We start from the raw sequence: 16,571 nt of genomic DNA on the forward strand, positions 1-16,571 counted from the left end.
CGGAGGGCGGAACTGGGCCACCGCGACGCCTGGCGCGCTCACGATGTCCCGGTGCACGTGAATCACCGGTTCTCCCGGGTCAACGAGGGCTGCGCGGGGAGGTTACGGGCTTTTGGGGGTCCGGGTGGCGGAGCCCCCGGCCCGGGGCGAAGCCCCGGTTGTCACGGCTTTCGGCATGGCGATCCTGGCGGTCCGGATTTCCGTGATCAGGCGGCTTTTCCGCCGGTGGTTTTCCACCAGCGCGGCCAGGTAAGCGGTGAATTCGTCCGGCGTCTCCGCGCGCTTGTGCAAGGTGCGCAACAGCTTCAGCCGGCGGGCGGCTTCCTGATAGGCCTGCGGGTCCTTGCGCTCGATGAGCTCGTCGACGTGTTCGCGGAGGACCGGGATCGCCTCGGCCGGGTGCTCGGCCGCCCGCTGTTCGGCCAGCTCGAGTTTGAGTTCGGCGGACGCACCGAACCGGACGCAGGCGCGCCAAGCTTCGTCGGGACGGCCGTCGTCGAGCAGGACGCGGACGAGCTCGCCGGCTTGTCCGGCACCTTCGGCGGCACGTTTGCGCAGGCGAGCGAGCGCTTCCCGGCGCTGGGTCGTCCACTTCCCCTCGTTCGTCGCGGCCTCGCGGAGAGCCGCGTAGGTCCCGGGGCCTGGTTCGGCGTCGAATTCCTTGCGGCGACGAGAGGTTTCGCTCTCCGGCTCGGGTGCCGGCGGCTGCTTGTCGTGGGTGAGCGCGCGAGCGGCGTGCGCGATGGCCTCGCTGTGCCGCCCGGCGGCCCGCAGCACCCGGACGATCTTGAGGCTGACGTCCACCCGCGGCGGCTTGGCCGACAGGATCGCCACCAGCTCGTCGACGTCGCCGAGCACCTCGGCCAGCTGCTCCCGCAGCCGTTCGGCCACGTCGCGGCGGTGGCCCGGCCCGTTCGCCGCGAGCACGTCGTCCACAGTGGACTTGATCCGCTTGAGCCCCGGCTCGCCCAGCGCGGTCGCGAACTCGGCGAGGTCGATCACCGGGCGGCCGGGGCCGTCGAACTCGACCTCGAGGATCCAGTCGGCCAGCTTCTCCGGGTCCGGCGGCCGGGCGGCGCACGCGCGGGCGTACAGCTCGACGGCCCGGTCCAGCCGGTCCGCCAGGTCGCCGGCGTGGTCGCCGGACTGCTCCAGCACCTCGCTGATGTCGTCGACCGTGCGCCGGGCCAGCGGGGCGAGGTCGGCGCGGCTGCCGGCGTCGAGCATCCGCTGCAGCGTGTCGAGGACCGCGCCGATCTTCGCGGTGTACTCGACGTTCCCGTCGGTGACCGCGGTGTCCAACAGGCGGTGCGCCTCGCTGACGTCACCGGATTGGGTGGCCGCGCGCAGTTCGAGCGAGTGCCGCAGCTCGGGATCGCGCTCGGCTTGGGCGTGCAGCAGGTCCGCCAGCGTCTCCGCGTCCAAAGTGCGCAGGTAGGGGCGAAGATCCGAGAGGGGACTCACGCGCACCAGTCTGCCCGACGGGCACCAGCACGCGTGTGGGCCAACCGCGTGCTCTTTTCGGAGTAATCAGTGACGGTGGGTGAGCACCTCATCGGCGGCGCAAGTCGTCGAACACGGCTTTCAGCGGCCACGGGTCCGGGAGCCCCGGCCGTCGTGACCGTGCGTGGCGGGGTCGCGGGATGGCCGGGTGGACGGTCGGCACCATGATCGGGACGACCGGCACCGGCACCCGCGCCACGAGCCGCCGGACCACCACCATCAGGAGCACGGCGAACAGCAGGAGCGCCGTCCCCGCGGCGAGGGCGCCGGCGAGGGTGCGGCGGCCGTCGTCGAGCGTCAGCTGCACGGCGTACTGGCTCTGCTGCGTGTACAGCAGGCCGAGCTGGGCGGACACGGCGTAGGAAGCGTTCCGCCACGCGGGCTCGGGCACCGGAAGCGGTTCGGCGGCGGTGAAAGCGTTCTCGGCGGCGGCCAGCCTGCTCCATTCGGCGCTACGCGTGAGCGTTTCGTACGCCATCCGGCCACTCTCGGTGAGCTGCGGGACGACCCGGGCCAGCTCGGCCCGGTAGGAGGCGACGGCGGAGGTGAACGACCCCCGCGTCACGTTGTCCAGCCCGGCCAGGGCGAGGGAATCGGAGCGATCCATGCCTTCGGCAACGGAAAGCAGCTCGACGGCGGTCGTCTGCTGGTAGCCGGACTCGGCGTCCGGGGCGTGGCGCGCGTAGTCGCGCAGGCCGGCGATGGCGGACTCGATCCGCTGGGTGTAGCCGGCGTACGCGGCACTGCGCTGCTCGGGCGCGGCCATCGCCGCGCTCCGCTCGGCCTGCAACGCGACCACCGCGCGGGCCGTCCGGTCCGCCGCGGCCGCCGTCTCCACGGCCAGGTCCCGCGTCCGAACCGCCTGGTGGATCAGGAGAATCGCGATCACGACAGCCACGGCGACGAGCGCGCCACCGGGGATGAACGCGATGCCCAGCATGCGGCCGCGGACGGATCGCAGGTACTTCAAGACGTTCCCTTCCCAGCCTTGGTCCCCGCAACAATCCCGACGAAGTTCAACCTATTGAGTGAGAGATTCACCGGTCAACGCCAGTCCGCCATACGGCCGCTGACGCATTGTGACCACCAGGCACAATCGCGCCGTGACATTCGACGACGTGACCCAGCGGCTGCGCGACTTCGCCGCGGCCCGTGCCTGGGAGCCGTACCACACCCCGAAGAACCTCGTGATGGCGCTTTCCGGCGAAGTCGGAGAGCTGACCTCGCTGTTCCAGTGGCTGACGCCCGAGGAATCCGACGCGTGGCGCGCGGATCCGGCGCTGGAGGGCAAGGTGCTGGACGAGATCGCGGACGTCACGCTGTACCTGCTGCAGCTGGCCGACCGCCTCGGCGTCGACCTGGCCGCGGCCGCCCACGCGAAGATCGACCGCAACGAGGTCCGGTTCCCGCCGCCGGCCTAGCCCCAGAACACCCCGCAGGGGTCGCGGTCGATCTCGGCGAGCAGCGCGGGCGGCGTGCTGGCGACCGGCCCGTCGGGGTGGCTCAGCCACTGCCCGTCCCGGTCGGCCCACCACACCGACCAGATGCCGAACTCGTCGAACCGCAGCTGCGCGATCTCCTGCTCGCTCCAGCCGGACCCGCCCTGCGGCGCGCGGCGTTCGACGATGGTGACCGCGCGGCCTCGCGTCCGGCACTCGACCCGGACCCGGTCCTGGAGGTGCTCGGGGACGCGCTGCGCGCACCACCGTTCGATCTGCCGCAGCGCGAGCTCCGGAATTGCCATGACTCCAGTGAACCGGACCGCGTCACCCGGCGCGCAGGTGGGCGAGCACGGCGGCGTAGGTGTCCCGCGGCGAGCACCCGTCGGTCCGCACGACGGCGCACCCGGGCCGCTGCGGCAGGTAGGCGGCGAGCTGGTCGTGGATCCGCTCGACGACGGCGGTACCCCCGCGTTCCCGCAGGACGTCGTCGATGCCCTTGGTCGCGGCGTCGCCGGCCGCGGCCCGCTCGGTGAACCGCCCGCAGGCGACGGATTTGTCCGCGGTGAGCAGGATTTCCCGATATTCGGCCTGGCACTTCTCCGCCGCGGCCTCGAACGGTTCGACGTCGACGACCCGGGTGGCGAGCTGCGGCATGACAACGTCGTGCCCGGTCCGCAGGTGCGTCTCGGCCATGGCCACGGCGAGCAGCTGCGCGGCCTTGAAGGTCTCGAAGAAGGTGTCCCGCCAGCCCCCGATCAGGCAGACGACCCGGTCGGTGTCGAGGTTCAGCACCCCGGGGTGCTGCTCGGTGTAGGCCTGCGCGATCGTGGACTTCCCGATCCCGGACGGCCCGTTCAGGTGGATCAGTCGCGGCACCGCACCGAGGCTAGCGCGCCACGGGCTCGGCGAGCCACCAGCCGCCGACCAGCGCCCCGACCCCGAACGCGGCGAAGAAGATCCCGGCCGCCACCGGCGTCCCCCCGAACATCGCGAGGACGACGATGACCATCAGCAGCAACCCGATCCCCATCAGGATCCGCCCGCCGACGAGCTTCGACGTCACGGCGGGCGCCGCGGCCGGCCGAGCGGGCGGCGGCTCGAACCCGAGGGCGACCGGTGCGGAACCGACGTCGAGCAGGACGGCACCCAGCTCGGCGGCCCGCGTCAGGCGGGGCTCGTTCGCGGGCACGGTCTCGTCGGCCACCAGGTGCGTGACGCTCGCGGTCAGCTTCTTCGCCAGCTGGACGCCCTCGGCGAGGACGCGCGCCCGCAGCCGGTCCGCCGCGATGCCGGCGCCGAGCACCAGCACCCGGGTCGGCTTCCCGCCCGCGCTCGGCCGCAGGTCACCGGCGCCGGCGACGCCGAGCGCGGTCGCCACCTGCCGCAGTTCGCGCGCTTCCGCCGCGGTCACCACGCCGTCCCGTTCCGCGATCTCCCGCAACGCGGTCACGAACTGTTCGTGCGTCGAGCGCACCTGCGCTTCGGACAGCCCGGCCTCGCGCGCCAACGCGGCCAAGGCCGTCACCTCGTCCGGCGTCAGGTGCTGATCGGCGACGACGCCGACGAGCAGGTCCAGGTAGGCGTTCCCGGCTCCGCCGTCGGGGATCCGCTCGACGGCCTCGGCCATCCACCCCGGCTCGGCGGGCGGCTCCTCGGCGCGGGGAAGCAGCCGGCCGCCGGCGAACCGCGGCAGGCTCGGGAAGACCGGCGGGGTCGCGAACGTCAGGCCGTACCGGCCGAACAGGACGGTCGCCAGCCGCGCGATCGTCCGCGCCGCCGACAGGGCCGAAGCCCCGGTGGGCACACCGAGGGCGTGCGCCACGGTGGCCGTCCGGTAGTTGGGCAGCCGCACCACCGACCGGGCGGCCGCCGTCGTCGAAACGCCCGGCAGCGCGGGCACCCGGACGCCGAGTGCCCCGATCTCGCGGTCGAGGAACGCCCCGGCGAAGGCCGGGTCGTGCGCCACGACGACGCTGCCGGCGCAGAGGTCGAGCAGCGGGCCCAGCACCTCGCCGAAGGACGGTGCGCCGTCGAGTTCGGCGCGCGTGATGCCGTGGACGAGCGGCACCCCCGGTCCGGGGTCCACCAGCGTCGAAAGCTCACCGGCGAGCGAGCCGTCGGCGTGCACCCGCACCGCGGCGAGTTCGACGACGCGGCCCGGGCGCAACCCGGTGGTCCGGATGTCCAGTGCGGTGAAGTCGAGACCGTGCGCGGGGAAACCGCCGGTGCCGAGCAGCGCGAGGGATTCGATCACGTCCGCAGGTCGTTTCCCGATCGGCCGTTGTGACAGCTTTTCGGCGTGCGGCCGTGGTTCGTGACGTGATCGTGACGGCAACATTCCGCCGGATAACGACTGGTGGTCGATCACGGGCTCGCGCGTAACAACGACGGGAGATTTCCCGAGTACACCGTCGGCACGTCGCTCGAGGAACGAGGAAATCCCGCATGCAGCCGAAGAAGCGCTTTCCGAACTGGCTGAAGATCGTCCTGGCCGCGTTCGCGGTCCTGTTCGTGCTCGGCGCGATCTTCGGGAAGGCACCCGAGCCGAAGGTCACGACCGCCGCCGCCCCCGCGTCCTCGACACCGCCGCCGACCAGCACGAGCGCGTCCCCGACGCCGTCTCCGGTGGCCGTCGCCTACACCGTCGGCAGCGTGACGGACGGGGCCACCGTCGTCGTGAACGGCAGTGACGGCACCAGCAAAACGGTGCACGTCCTCGGCGTGCTCGCCCCTCTCGCGAGCAACGGCTGTTACGCCGCGGAATCGCTCGCCTGGGCCGCCTCGACGCTTTCCGGCAAAGCCGTCACGCTCGGCGCGGAAACGGCGCAGGGCATCGCCGTGACGCTGGCCGACGGGCAGGTCTACGCGACTCTGGCGATTCAAAACGGCTATCTCAAGTACGCGACCGCCGCCGCATTGCCGGCGCTCGCCGCGACCGAAACCGCGGCGAAGACCGCCGTCAGCGGACTGTGGGGGCCGCCGTGCCGCGGAACCATCGATGCGCCCGCGCCCGCACCGACCTCCGCCCCCGCACCGGTCGCGACGCCGAAGCCGGCCCCGGCCACCAAGGCGGCTCCCCCGCCCGCACCCGTGGAGACCACCGAAGAAGCACCGGCCCAGAGCGCGTACTACGCGAACTGCGCCGCGGCGAAGGCCGCCCACGCGGCGCCGCTGTACCGCGGCGAACCGGGTTACCGGTCCGGGCTCGACCGTGACGGCGACGGCGTCGCCTGCGAACGGTGATCTAGCCTGGGCCGATGACGACCGACGGCGAACTGCTCGGCCGGCTCGCGGGCCTGGACCAGGACGCCCTCGCGAAGGTGCTGGCCCACCGGCCGGACGTGCTGGCGGAGCCGTGGCCGCGGCGGCTGGACGTCGTCGCGGCGCGGCTCGCCTCGGGCGGGTCCGTCGATGCCGCCTTGCTCGGGTTGCCGATGCCGTTGGTGCAGGTCCTGCGGGCCGTCCAGCTGTGGTGCGCGCTCGGGCAGCGGCCGGTGCCCGTCGCGGACGTCGCCCGGCTGCTCGGCGCCACCGACGTCGAGTCCTATGTGGACGAACTGGAAGACCGGGCGCTGCTCTGGCGCGACGACGACGGGATCACGCTGCCGCGGCTGCTGCACCGCACCGGCTTCGGCGCCGAAGGGCTCGGCCGGCCGGTCGCGAGCCTGCTCGAAGAACTCGGCACGACCCGGCTGGCGAAGCTGGCGCAAGCGCTCGGGATCACCGCGAAGAAGGCAGAGCTCGTCCGCTTCTTCCGCGACGGCGACCGCGTCCGCGACCTGTTCGCCACCGCGCCCGAGGAGACGCGGAAGCTGTTGCTGGACATGGCCGACGGCGTTCCCGAGGTGCAGGGCATCGCCCCGGCGGGCTGGGCGCACGACCACGGCTTCCTGTTCGGGACCTACCACGGCACCGTGGCCATGCCGATCGAAGTCTCGCTCGCGCTGCGCGGGCCCGACCACCAGCTGCCGTTCACGCCCGCGGAACCCGAGTGCACCGTCACCCCCATGGGAGCGGCCGAGGCGGATTCGACGTCGTCGGCCGCCGCGCTGCGGTTGCTCGACCGCGTGTCGGCGATCCTCGACCTGGCCGCCGCGGAACCGTTGCCGCTGCTCAAGGACGGCACGATCGGAGCCCGGCTGGTCAAGAAGCTGGCCAAGGACACCGGCGCCACGCCGGCGGAGATCGCGCTCGCCGTCGACCTCACCGTCCAGGCCGGGCTGCTGCTGGCCGACGAGCCACCGCCACCGCGCCGCGGCCAGAAGGCACCCGCGCCCACCCTCGCGCCCAACCCGGACCTTGCCCGGCCCGAGCCGGCGCTGCTGTACCGGCTGCTGCTGACGACCTGGTGGGACCCGGTGCCCCCGGAGTTCGGAGCCGACGTCGAGGCGCTGGTGCGGCGGCTGCTCGTGCGGCTGCTGGCGCGGCTCGCACCCGGCGACGCCGTGACCGACGTCGACGCGCTGATCGAGCTGGCCGAGTGGCACGCACCGCTCCTGCCGACCGACGACTTCGGCGAGCTCGTCCGGGAGGCGCTCAGCGAAGGCGAACTGCTCGGCGTCATCGCGACGGGCGCCGTCACCTCGGCCGGACGCGCCCTGCTCGCCCCGGAGAGGCTCGTCGAAGTCACCGGCGAACTGGTCTCCCGGGCGCGCACGACGGCGTTGTTCGGCACCGACCTGACGGCGATCGTGCCCGGCTCACCCGACGCCCGGCTCGCCGCGCTGCTCGACCGCGTCGCCGATCGGGAAGCGCAGGGCACCGCGACCAGCTGGCGCTTCTCGCCGGCGTCCGTGCGGCGCGCGTTCGACCAGGGCGTTCAGGTCGCCGAACTGCTCGGCGACCTGCGCGGCGTCGCCACGGGAGAGCTGCCGCAGCCGCTGGTGTACCTGATCAACGACGTGGCGCGGCGGCACGGCGAGGCGCAGGTGATCGACGTCGCGAGCGTCGTCGTCGGCGAGCCCGCCGTGCTGGCCGAGCTCGCCGCGCACCGGAAGCTCGCCAAACTCGGCCTGCGCGCGGTGGCGCCGACCGTTTTGACGTCCACTGTGGACGCCGTTCGTACGCTGGAGGCGTTGCGCGAAGCGGGTTACGCGCCGACCCGCCACGCCGCGGACGGCAGCATCGTGCTGCCCGCCCGCGACCAGACCGAGCCGACGGTGGCCGTCCGCGACCCCGAACCCGGCGAACAGCCACCCGATCCCGCCGGGCACGCCGAGCGGCTGCTGGCCGCCCCGGCGACCGGCCCGGCGCTGCTGCGCGGCCAGCTCGCGCGGGCGATGAGCGACCGCTACGCCGGCCGGCTCACGCCGAAGCAGCAACAACTCTGCTGGCAGCTGGAAGCCGGGCTGCCGGTGGACATCGCGTACGGCGGCGAGCACCTCGTCATCGCCTACCCCGAGGTCGACGGCGACGTCCTGGACGTCTGGTCCCTCCACGAGCGCACCTACCGGCGGCTCGAGCTGGCGCGGATCGAGCTGGCTCAGGCCTCGACGGCGGTGAGCCTCGCGTAGGCGACGACGTTGTCGAGGTAGTTGCCGCTCGACCGGTCGAACGCCCCGCCGCAGGTGATGAGCCGCAGCTCGGGGTCCGGGGTGTCGCCGTAGACCTCGTCGGTCGGGAACGCGGCCTTCGCGTAGCGGTCGACGCGGTAGACGGTGAAGACGGCGATCCGGCCGTCCGCGCGGCCGACCCTGGCCTGCTCGCCCGGCCGCAGGTCCTTCAGGCGGGAAAACGCGCCGGGCACGTGCTTGTAGTCGACGTGCGCGGCCAGCACCGCCGGGCCGGTCTCCCCGGGCGACGGCGCGCCGGTGAACCAGCCGACGGTCGTGGCGTCGCCCGGGACTTCCAGCGCGCCGTCCGGCGTCAGGCCGAGGTCCTTGATCTCCCCGGCCCGGACGCCGATCGCGGGAATGGTCAGTGACGCCGGTTTCGCCGAGGGGAGGCCGTCGGCGGTCGTTGCCGTGGGGTGCGCGAGGCTCGCGGTGCCCACCGGGTCCGGGGCGGCCGGGCTCGGCGGGGCGATCTCCTGCGGTGCCTTCGGCGCCAGGACGAGGACGAGGGCCACGGCCACGACGACGCCGAGCGCGGCGGCGACCGCGGTGACCGCGGGCCACAGACGCGGGTGCCTCAACTCGGGCGCCGGCGCAGGTAGAGCACCATGCCGCCGGACACGGTCGCGGCGAGCAGCGTGCCGCTGAGCACGAGGAACCCGGGGACGTCGTCGTCCGGCTCACCGCCACCGGTGGCGACGCCGCCGACCGGCTTGACCTTCACCTGGCCGCCGGTCTTTTTGGTGTCCTTCTTCGGCGGCGTGGTGGTCTTTTTCGTCGTGGACGTTGTTGCGGTGGCCGGCTGCTTCGGCCGGTGCGGGAGCGTTTCGCAGGCGATGCCGTTCTTGTCGCGGTCCAGGCCGTTGGGATCGCCTGGCGTGGCGTCGAGAACCGCCTGAGCTTCCTCCTGATATTGGAAGTCCGAGCAGTCTTTGTCGGCGGCGAGCGGGGTCGCGAGCTGCGCGGAAGCGAAGGGGACGGGGCCGAGGAGAGCGAACCCGGCAACGGCGGCGGCCGTCGTCAAGGCACGACGAAACAGGGACAACGGAATTCCTTCCGAACGGAATCTGAGGCGATTGCGTGGTTACTATCGCCGCCTCGGCGACGCTGTTACGGACGTTTCCGAAATTCCGGAAATGCCAGCACTCCACGAAGAGCGCCAGGTTCCGTGATTCTTTCGCATTTCCGTGTTGACCTGCGGATTCACTGCTCAGGAATGCATACCGGCCGGAATGTTACGGGCTCCGCGGTCACACCTTTGAGGTAATTCACGTGTGACGGTGCCGACCGGCCGCCACCGCGGTGTCCGCGCACCCCGTAGCCTCGGGGTATGCCGATCCAGGTACTGCTCGTCGACGACCACGAACTGGTCCGCCGCGGGCTCCGCGACCTCCTCGGCGACGAGCCCGACATCGAGGTCGTCGCCGAGGCGAGCAGCGTCGAAGAGGCCCTGGCGGTGGCGATGCACGTCGAGCCGGAGGTCGCGGTGGTCGACGTCCGCCTCGGCGACGGCGACGGCATCACGCTCTGCCGCGAGCTGCGGTCGAAGCCGAACCCGCCGGCCTGCCTGATGCTCACCGCGTTCGACGACGAAGAGGCGATGGTCGGCGCGATCATGGCCGGCGCGGCGGGGTACCTGCTCAAGCAGGTGCGCGGGCAGGACGTCGTGAACGCGGTCCGCGAGGTGGCGGCCGGGCGGTCGCTGCTGGACCCGGTGAGCACGGCGCGCGTGCTGGACAAGATGCGCCACCCGCCGACGGACGAGCTGGCGACGCTCACCGAACGCGAGCGCGACGTGCTCGAGCTGATCGGCCAGGGCCTGTCGAACCGCGAGATCGCCGAGCGGTTGTTCCTCGCGGAGAAGACGGTCAAGAACTACGTCACGTCGGTGCTGGCGAAGCTCGGCATGCAGCGCCGGACGCAGGCGGCGGCCTGGATCGCGCGGCGCGAGAAGTAACCATCCGCAGCCGCCGCGGCCGCAATCCGCCGTTCGCTGCGACCTTTTCCGCACCTCGTCACGGTCAGCCATGTCGATCAGGTCGTTTCCCCGCCCAGATTCACTCGAACGTGAGTCGAATATATGTTCGACCGACCGGTAAGATCAACGTCGAGGGCGTGGAAGGGAGGCTGGATGACCCGAGAAGGATGAGTCAGTCGAGCGGCAGGTCGAACGCGACGAGGGTGCCGAGGCTGGGTGAGGAGTTCAGGAAGAACTTCCCGCCCGCGGCGTCCGCGCGTTCGGCGAGATGGCGCAGCCCACGGGTGGCCACGCCTTGGGGAACACCGGAACCGTTGTCCCGCACGCGGAGTTTGACGCCGTCGGAGTCCCTGGTGAGCGTCACGCGGGTTTCGCTGGCGCCGGAATGCCGGACCACATTGGACAGTGCTTCCCGCAGCGCGGCCCGGATGTGGTCGGCGCGTTCCGCGGGGATGTCGGCGAATTCGCCGGACAGCTCCAGGGTCGGCGGGTAGCCGAGCAGCTCGCCGGCGATGCGAACCTCGCCGCGCGCCGACTCGGCGAGGTCGGTGGGTGTGCCGGTGTCGTGGCGAGGCTCCGGCGACCGCAGCGCGCGCACGGTGCCGCGGATTTCCTCGATGGTCTGGTCGAGCTGGTCGATGGCATCGGAAAGCCGAGCCCCGTCGGCCTGGGCGAACCGCTTGCGCATGTTCCGCCGGACACGGTCCAGCTGCATCCCGGCGCCGTAGAGCCGCTGGACGATGACGTCGTGAAGCTCGCGGGCAATGCGCTCCCGCTCTTCGTAGAGGGCAACGCGATGGCGCGCGTTGGCCCCTTCGGCGAGCGCGAGGACAACCCCGGCCTGGGCAGCGAAGGCGACAAGCATCTCGACGGTGCCCGCGGAGAAGGGCTCCCGCCCCCGCTTCCGGTAGACGGTGAGCGACCCGAGAACCCGCCCCCCGGATCCGAACGGCGCGGCCGCGAAGGGACCGTAGCCGTGGAGTTCGGCGGGCACGTAGGGCGCGGTGCGCGGATCGACGGTGAAGTCTTCGCTGGACACGGGTTCACCCCCGCGAGCCACCTGACCGGCCGCGGAGTCGGCGGGAAGAGCCAACCCCCGCAGCGACTCCCCAGCGGCTGCCGCACCTGGTTGCGGGCTGCCTGATGCCGGGGCCGAGCCGCCGAGACGCGGTTCGCCCGCCACTGCGGCGGAGCCGGTTGCGCTGCCGTCGCCGAGCTCGGCTGGCGGCCGACCCGTTTCGATCGCCGGCCCGGTGCCGCCGGCGGCCGTGCCGGTTTTCGGGTCGTCTGGGCCGGGTCGTGTGGTGACTTCGCCTGCCGGGTGGGGGGTGGCGTAGTAGGCGGCCTCGACCACGACCCGGCCGTCCTCGGTGCTCACCATGGCCAGGCCCAGGTCGGCGTCGGCCAGCTCGGCCGCTCTGGCCACGACCGTGTCCAGCACCGCTCCCGGGTCGTCGCCGGACAGGGCGGTGCTCGTGATCTCTGTGGCCGCGGACAGTGCGCGCGCGGCAAGCGTCGGATCCATGAGTTCCGCCATTATCGCGCGGCGCGGCGACGGCGCGGCAGGGACACCGCGGGAATCGATCACGGCACCGGCACTCTGGTCACGACCCGGCCGTCGCGGACCTCGAGGACCACGTCCGCGTCCGCCGCCTCCGCCGCCACGTGCGTCACGTGCACGACCGTGCGGCCGGCCAAGGCCTCCCGCAGGTGTGCCCGCACCGCCCGGGCCGTCGCTTCGTCCAGGTGCGCGGTCGGCTCGTCCAGCAGCACCAGCCCGGCCGACGGCGCACCGAGCAGCGCCCGCGCCAGCGCCACCCGCTGGGCCTGGCCGCCGGACAGTCCGGTGCCGCCGCTGCCGAGCACCGTCTCCGGCGGAACGTCGAGCGCCGCGGCTTGCAACGCCTCGCACAGCTCCTCTTCGGTCGCCGTCGGGCGGGCCAGGCGGAGGTTCTCGGCGATCGTCGTCGCCGCGAGCATCGGCTCCTGCGGGGCCCACACCACCGCGTCCGGAACCTCGACCGCGCCACGGCTGGGCGCGAGGAACCCCAGCAACGCCGCGACGAGCGTCGACTTGCCCGCTCCGCTCGGGCCGACCACCGCCGCGTACGTTCCCGGTGGCAGGTCGACGTCGACCTCGTGCAACACCACCGGTCCGCCCGGCCAGCCGAGGTCCGCTCCTCGCAACGAGACCGCCGGCCCCGACGCCGCGAGCACCGGCGCTTCCGGCACGTCGGCGAGGCGGCGGCGCGCGCGTTGCAGCGTGTCCCAGTGCTGCGCGACCGGCGGGAGCAGCGCCAGGACCTCCGCCAGCGCGAGCGGCACCAGCGCCGGCAGCGGCGCCAGGACCGGGTCGAGCCGTCCGTCCGCGACCGCCGCCGCGGCGAACGCCGTGCTGACGACCGCCGCCGCTCCGCAGACCAGCGTCACCAGTGCTTCCGCTGCGCCCGCGCCGAACGCCTGGCGACGCGCTTGCGCCACCAAACGCGTGTCGGCGTCCGTCAGAGCGCGGCGGTGATTCCCCGCCGTGCCGAACGCGAGCAACTCAGCCGCGGCTTCGAAGATCACCAAGACGCGGGTGGCCACCTCGCGCCGGCCGGTGGCCAGCGCGGACGTCGCCCGGCGCTCCGCGCGCAAGGCGACCCACGGAGCGCACAGCCCGAGCGCCACCGCCGCCGCGAGCGTCAGGCCCGCCGCCGGCAGCACCCACGTCTGCACGGCGATCGCGCCGGCCGCGACCAGGAGCACCACCAGCGGCGGCGACACCACGCGCGGCAGCAGGTCGCGCACGGTGTCGACGTCACCCACCAGCCGGCGTTGCCCCTCGCCCGCGCGCAGACTGCGCGCCGGCCCGAGGCGGACGAGCGAGTTCCACAGCCGTACGCGGACGCGGCCGGCGATGCGGAACGCGGCGTCGTGCGTGACCAGCCGTTCGACGTACCGCAGCCCCGCGCGGCCGAGGCCGAAGGCGCGGACGCCGACGACCGCGACCGTCAACGTCAGGATCGGCGGCTGCTGGGACGCCTTGGCGATCAGCCAGCCCGACGTCGCCGTCAGCGCCACGCCGGCCAGCAGCGCCAGCGCGCCCAGCGCGGCGCCCCCGAAGAGACGTCCGTCGAGGAGCGCGCGCCACTTCAGCGGCGGGGCCGAATAGTCCACTGTGGACGTCTCCGCGGCGGATGCGACTTCGGACGGCAGGTCGACCGCCGCGGTGCGTTCGTGGGCCGCGATGATCGCCGCCGCGCCGTTGTCGACGGCGCGCTGCACGGCGTCGAGCACCAGGCGCGCGCTGGCTTCGTCGAGGTGCGCCGTCGGCTCGTCGAGCAGGAGCAGCCAGGCGCCGTGCCGCACCCGGTTCAGCGCCCGCGCGACGGCGACGCGTTGACGCTGGCCCAGCGACAGCTGGGAAACCGGCCGGTCGGCCAGCCCGTCGAGGCCGAGTTCGGCGAGCAGCTCGTCCGGCGAGCCCGTTTCGTCGCGGACCGTGCCGCCGGTGAACACCGGTGACTGCGGCACCCACGCGACCTGTTCACGCCAGCGCGCGAGGTCGGCGTCGGCGAGGCCGGTCGAGCCGATCGTGATGGTGCCGTCGTGCGCCGGGACGAAGCCGAGCAGGGCCGAGAGCGTCGTCGACTTGCCGCCGCCGCTCGGGGCGCGAAGCCAGACCGTCTCGGCGGGGCGGACCGCGAACGACTCGCCGTCCGGCGCGAAGCCGCCGCGGCGCGCCACCCGCAGCGCTGCCACCCGGACCTCGCCTCGTGACGGGATCGCGGTCCCCGGTGGCGGCACGGGAAGGGCCAGCAGATCGGCGACGCGCCGGACCGCTTCGACGCCGTCCTCGCTGGCGTGGAACGCCGCGCCGACCGCACGCAACGGCTGGTAGCACTCCGGCGCGAGGATCAGCACGCCGAGCCCGATGGCCAGCGGCAGGCTGCCGCCGGCGAGCCGGACGCCGATCACCACCGCGACGAGCGCCACCGACAGCGTCGCGACCAGTTCGAGCACGAACGCCGAGGAGAAGGCGACTTTCAACGTCTTGAGCGTCGCGCGGCGGTGGCGTTCGGACAGCCGCCGGACGGTCTCGGCCTGCGCCGCGGCGCGGCGGAACGCGGTCAGCACCGGCAGCACGCGGACGAGTTCCAGGAGCCGCTCGGACATCCGGTGCGTTGCGTCGGTCGCGCCGGCGACGCGGTCGGCGGTGTACTTGCCGACGAGGATGGCGAACATCGGCAGCAGCGGCACGGTCAGCGCGACGATGACGCCGGACGGCCAGTCGGCGAACAGGATCGCTGCGCCGGCGCCGAGGGGCACGACGGCCGCCGTGACCAGGGCGGGGAGGTACTCGCGGAAGTAGGCGTCGAGCGCGTCGAGGCCGCGGGTGGTGAGCGCGGTCAGCTCGCCGTGGCCGCGCTGGGCGGTCCACTCGGGGCCCAGGCGCAGCGCGTGGTCGACGGCCTTGGCGCGCAGTTCGCGTTGCGCGGTCGCGGCGGCGCGGGCGGAGACCGTGCGCACCGCCCAGCCGGTCAGCGCGCGCGTCGCGACGAGCGCGAGCAGCGCGGCCAGCTGGGCGGTGCGTCCCCCGGACCCTGCTCCGACGATCGCCGCGAGGACGTCGGCGAGCAGGAACGCCTGTGCCACCAGGGCGGCGGCGTGGACGAACGACAGGAAGCCCACCAGGACCAGCGCCCGGCGCACGGCCGGCACGAGGGCCGGCAGCGCGCCGAGCGGGCCCTTTCCCGGCCGCGCTGAGTCCACTGTGGACTCCGAGGCGAGAAGGGTTGCGCGCCCGGGAAGCTGTGACAACCGGGGCTTCGCCCCGGGCCGGGGGCTCCGCCACCCGGACCCCCCGAAAAGATGCTTCATCATGGTGCGTGGACCGCCGGGATGTGCTGGGTGCCGATGCGCTTGCGGAACACCCAGTACGTCCAGCCCTGGTAGATCAGCACCGCCGGGGCGCCGAAGACGGCGACCCAGGTCATCACGGTCAGCGTGTACGGGCTCGACGCGGCGCCTTCGATGGTCAGGGTGTTGGCGGCGTCGAGGGTGGAGGGCAGGACGTTCGGGAACAGCGCGCCGAACATCGTGACGGCGGCCCCGGCGATGACCACGCCGAGCGCGGCGAACGCCTGCCCGTCGCGGTCGGCGCGCAGTCGCAGCCAGGCGACGGCCGCAGCGAGAGCACTGATTCCGAACGAGAGCAGTGTCCACAACGTGCCGGAGCGCCACTGGACGACCGAGAGGAACGCGACCATCGGCACCATGGCGACCGGGAGCAGCTTGCCGGCCAGGTTCTTCGCACGTTCTCGCAGTTCACCGCTGGTTTTGAGGGCGAGGAACGCGGCGCCGTGGGTGATCGAGAAGGCGGCGATGGCGAGCGCGCCGAGCAGGGTGTCCCACCGGACGGCGGCGAACGCTCCGCCGACGCGGTTGCCGGCGGCGTCGAGGGGCAGGCCGAGGACGGTGGTGGCGAGGATGAGGCCGACGCCGAGCGGCGGGATCCACGAGCCGAGCATGATGACGCGGTCCCAGTTGCGGCGCCAGCGGTCGGAGTCGACCTTGCCGCGGTACTCGAAGGCGACGCCGCGGCCGATGAGGGCGAGCAGCACGAGCAGCAGAGGCAGGTAGGCGGCCGAGAACAGCCCGGCGTACCAGGCGGGGAAGGCGGCGAACATGGCCCCGCCGGCGACGATGAGCCAGACTTCGTTGCCGTCCCAGACCGGGCCGATGGTGTTGACCATGACGCGCCGCTCGGTGTTGTCCTTCGCGAGGACGGGCAGCAGCATGCCGACGCCGAAGTCGAAGCCTTCGAGGAAGAGGTAGCCGAGCCAGAAGAAGGCGATGACGACGAACCAGACGATGGCGAGGGTCATCGGGCACCTCCGACCGGCCGGTCGCCGTGAGTTATCCACAACGGGTCGAGTTGTCCACAGATTTGCTGTGGGTAACCCTGGAGAGTGACCGACCCGATACACTGGGTTTGGGGACGCCCCCCGGGAAGGGCCAGGGTTCCGGCAAAGTCGTTTGTGCTGGTCAAGGGAGTATTCCGTAGAGTGTGAGCGGTCGCGAGGTGTCGCGAGCGATGTGGCGGAGAGCTTG

Annotated in this window: 14 protein-coding genes; 4 read left to right on the forward strand and 10 right to left on the reverse strand. The window is 72.9% G+C overall.

Annotated elements, in window-relative coordinates; translation table 11 throughout:
• Window positions 1–102: 102 nt before the first annotated feature.
• Together ACWEF6_RS37550 and ACWEF6_RS37555 are read right to left on the reverse strand one after the other, a co-directional pair.
• Entirely contained in the window at window positions 103–1,464 is a 1,362-nt protein-coding gene (locus ACWEF6_RS37550; protein WP_449687307.1) for a DUF6880 family protein, read from the reverse strand.
• 88 nt (window positions 1,465–1,552) lie between these two features.
• The gene (locus ACWEF6_RS37555; RefSeq protein ID WP_449687308.1) at window positions 1,553–2,473 is read right to left on the reverse strand and encodes a nitrate- and nitrite sensing domain-containing protein; all 921 of its coding nucleotides are present in this window, start codon (window positions 2,471–2,473) and stop codon (window positions 1,553–1,555) included.
• 133 nt (window positions 2,474–2,606) lie between these two features.
• On the opposite strand from ACWEF6_RS37555, the gene ACWEF6_RS37560 reads away from it, so the two are divergent.
• Window positions 2,607–2,924: a nucleotide pyrophosphohydrolase gene (locus tag ACWEF6_RS37560; protein WP_449687309.1), complete on the forward strand. Its 318-nt coding sequence runs from the start codon at window positions 2,607–2,609 to the stop codon at window positions 2,922–2,924.
• Here the strand turns inward: ACWEF6_RS37560 and ACWEF6_RS37565 are convergent.
• Genes ACWEF6_RS37565 through ACWEF6_RS37575 form a run of 3 tightly spaced genes read right to left on the reverse strand, consistent with a single transcriptional unit; the run spans window position 2,921 to window position 5,199 of the window.
• On the reverse strand, window positions 2,921–3,247 hold the full coding sequence (locus ACWEF6_RS37565) for a DUF3024 domain-containing protein (protein ID WP_449687310.1): 327 nt from the start codon (window positions 3,245–3,247) through the stop codon (window positions 2,921–2,923). The two genes, ACWEF6_RS37560 and ACWEF6_RS37565, sit on opposite strands and share 4 nt — an antisense overlap.
• Before the next feature lie 22 nt (window positions 3,248–3,269).
• The gene (locus ACWEF6_RS37570; protein WP_449687311.1) at window positions 3,270–3,821 is read right to left on the reverse strand and encodes an AAA family ATPase; all 552 of its coding nucleotides are present in this window, start codon (window positions 3,819–3,821) and stop codon (window positions 3,270–3,272) included.
• Window positions 3,822–3,831: 10 nt separating this feature from the next.
• Complete coding sequence (locus ACWEF6_RS37575) at window positions 3,832–5,199, reverse strand: exonuclease domain-containing protein (protein ID WP_449687312.1); 1,368 nt, start codon at window positions 5,197–5,199, stop codon at window positions 3,832–3,834.
• A gap of 191 nt (window positions 5,200–5,390) precedes the next feature.
• Here ACWEF6_RS37575 and ACWEF6_RS37580 point away from each other — a divergent pair, with 191 nt between their 5' ends.
• Window positions 5,391–6,188: an excalibur calcium-binding domain-containing protein gene (locus ACWEF6_RS37580; RefSeq protein WP_449687313.1), complete on the forward strand. Its 798-nt coding sequence runs from the start codon at window positions 5,391–5,393 to the stop codon at window positions 6,186–6,188.
• A 14-nt stretch (window positions 6,189–6,202) separates the two neighbouring features.
• On the forward strand, window positions 6,203–8,458 hold the full coding sequence (locus ACWEF6_RS37585) for a helicase-associated domain-containing protein (protein WP_449687314.1): 2,256 nt from the start codon (window positions 6,203–6,205) through the stop codon (window positions 8,456–8,458).
• Here ACWEF6_RS37585 and ACWEF6_RS37590 read toward each other — a convergent pair.
• Both ACWEF6_RS37590 and ACWEF6_RS37595 read right to left on the reverse strand, forming a co-directional pair.
• Window positions 8,428–9,078: a class F sortase gene (locus ACWEF6_RS37590; protein WP_449687315.1), complete on the reverse strand. Its 651-nt coding sequence runs from the start codon at window positions 9,076–9,078 to the stop codon at window positions 8,428–8,430. The two genes, ACWEF6_RS37585 and ACWEF6_RS37590, sit on opposite strands and share 31 nt — an antisense overlap.
• Window positions 9,075–9,542: an excalibur calcium-binding domain-containing protein gene (locus ACWEF6_RS37595; RefSeq protein WP_449687316.1), complete on the reverse strand. Its 468-nt coding sequence runs from the start codon at window positions 9,540–9,542 to the stop codon at window positions 9,075–9,077. The genes ACWEF6_RS37590 and ACWEF6_RS37595 overlap by 4 nt, the downstream gene beginning before the upstream one ends.
• A gap of 285 nt (window positions 9,543–9,827) precedes the next feature.
• On the opposite strand from ACWEF6_RS37595, the gene ACWEF6_RS37600 reads away from it, so the two are divergent.
• A complete protein-coding gene (locus tag ACWEF6_RS37600) occupies window positions 9,828–10,454 on the forward strand; it encodes a response regulator (RefSeq protein ID WP_043788689.1) in 627 nt (208 codons plus the stop codon).
• Between the two features lie 193 nt (window positions 10,455–10,647).
• Here ACWEF6_RS37600 and ACWEF6_RS37605 read toward each other — a convergent pair whose 3' ends face one another.
• The 3 genes from ACWEF6_RS37605 to cydB form a co-directional block, all read right to left on the reverse strand.
• Entirely contained in the window at window positions 10,648–12,000 is a 1,353-nt protein-coding gene (locus ACWEF6_RS37605; RefSeq protein WP_449687317.1) for a GAF domain-containing protein, read from the reverse strand.
• 59 nt (window positions 12,001–12,059) lie between these two features.
• On the reverse strand, window positions 12,060–15,230 hold the full coding sequence (cydD, locus tag ACWEF6_RS37610) for a thiol reductant ABC exporter subunit CydD (RefSeq protein WP_449687318.1): 3,171 nt from the start codon (window positions 15,228–15,230) through the stop codon (window positions 12,060–12,062).
• A 107-nt stretch (window positions 15,231–15,337) separates the two neighbouring features.
• On the reverse strand, window positions 15,338–16,345 hold the full coding sequence (gene cydB / locus ACWEF6_RS37615; RefSeq protein ID WP_449687319.1) for a cytochrome d ubiquinol oxidase subunit II: 1,008 nt from the start codon (window positions 16,343–16,345) through the stop codon (window positions 15,338–15,340).
• Window positions 16,346–16,571 lie beyond the last annotated feature (226 nt).

The sequence above is a fragment of the Amycolatopsis sp. NPDC004772 genome, assembly GCF_053601215.1.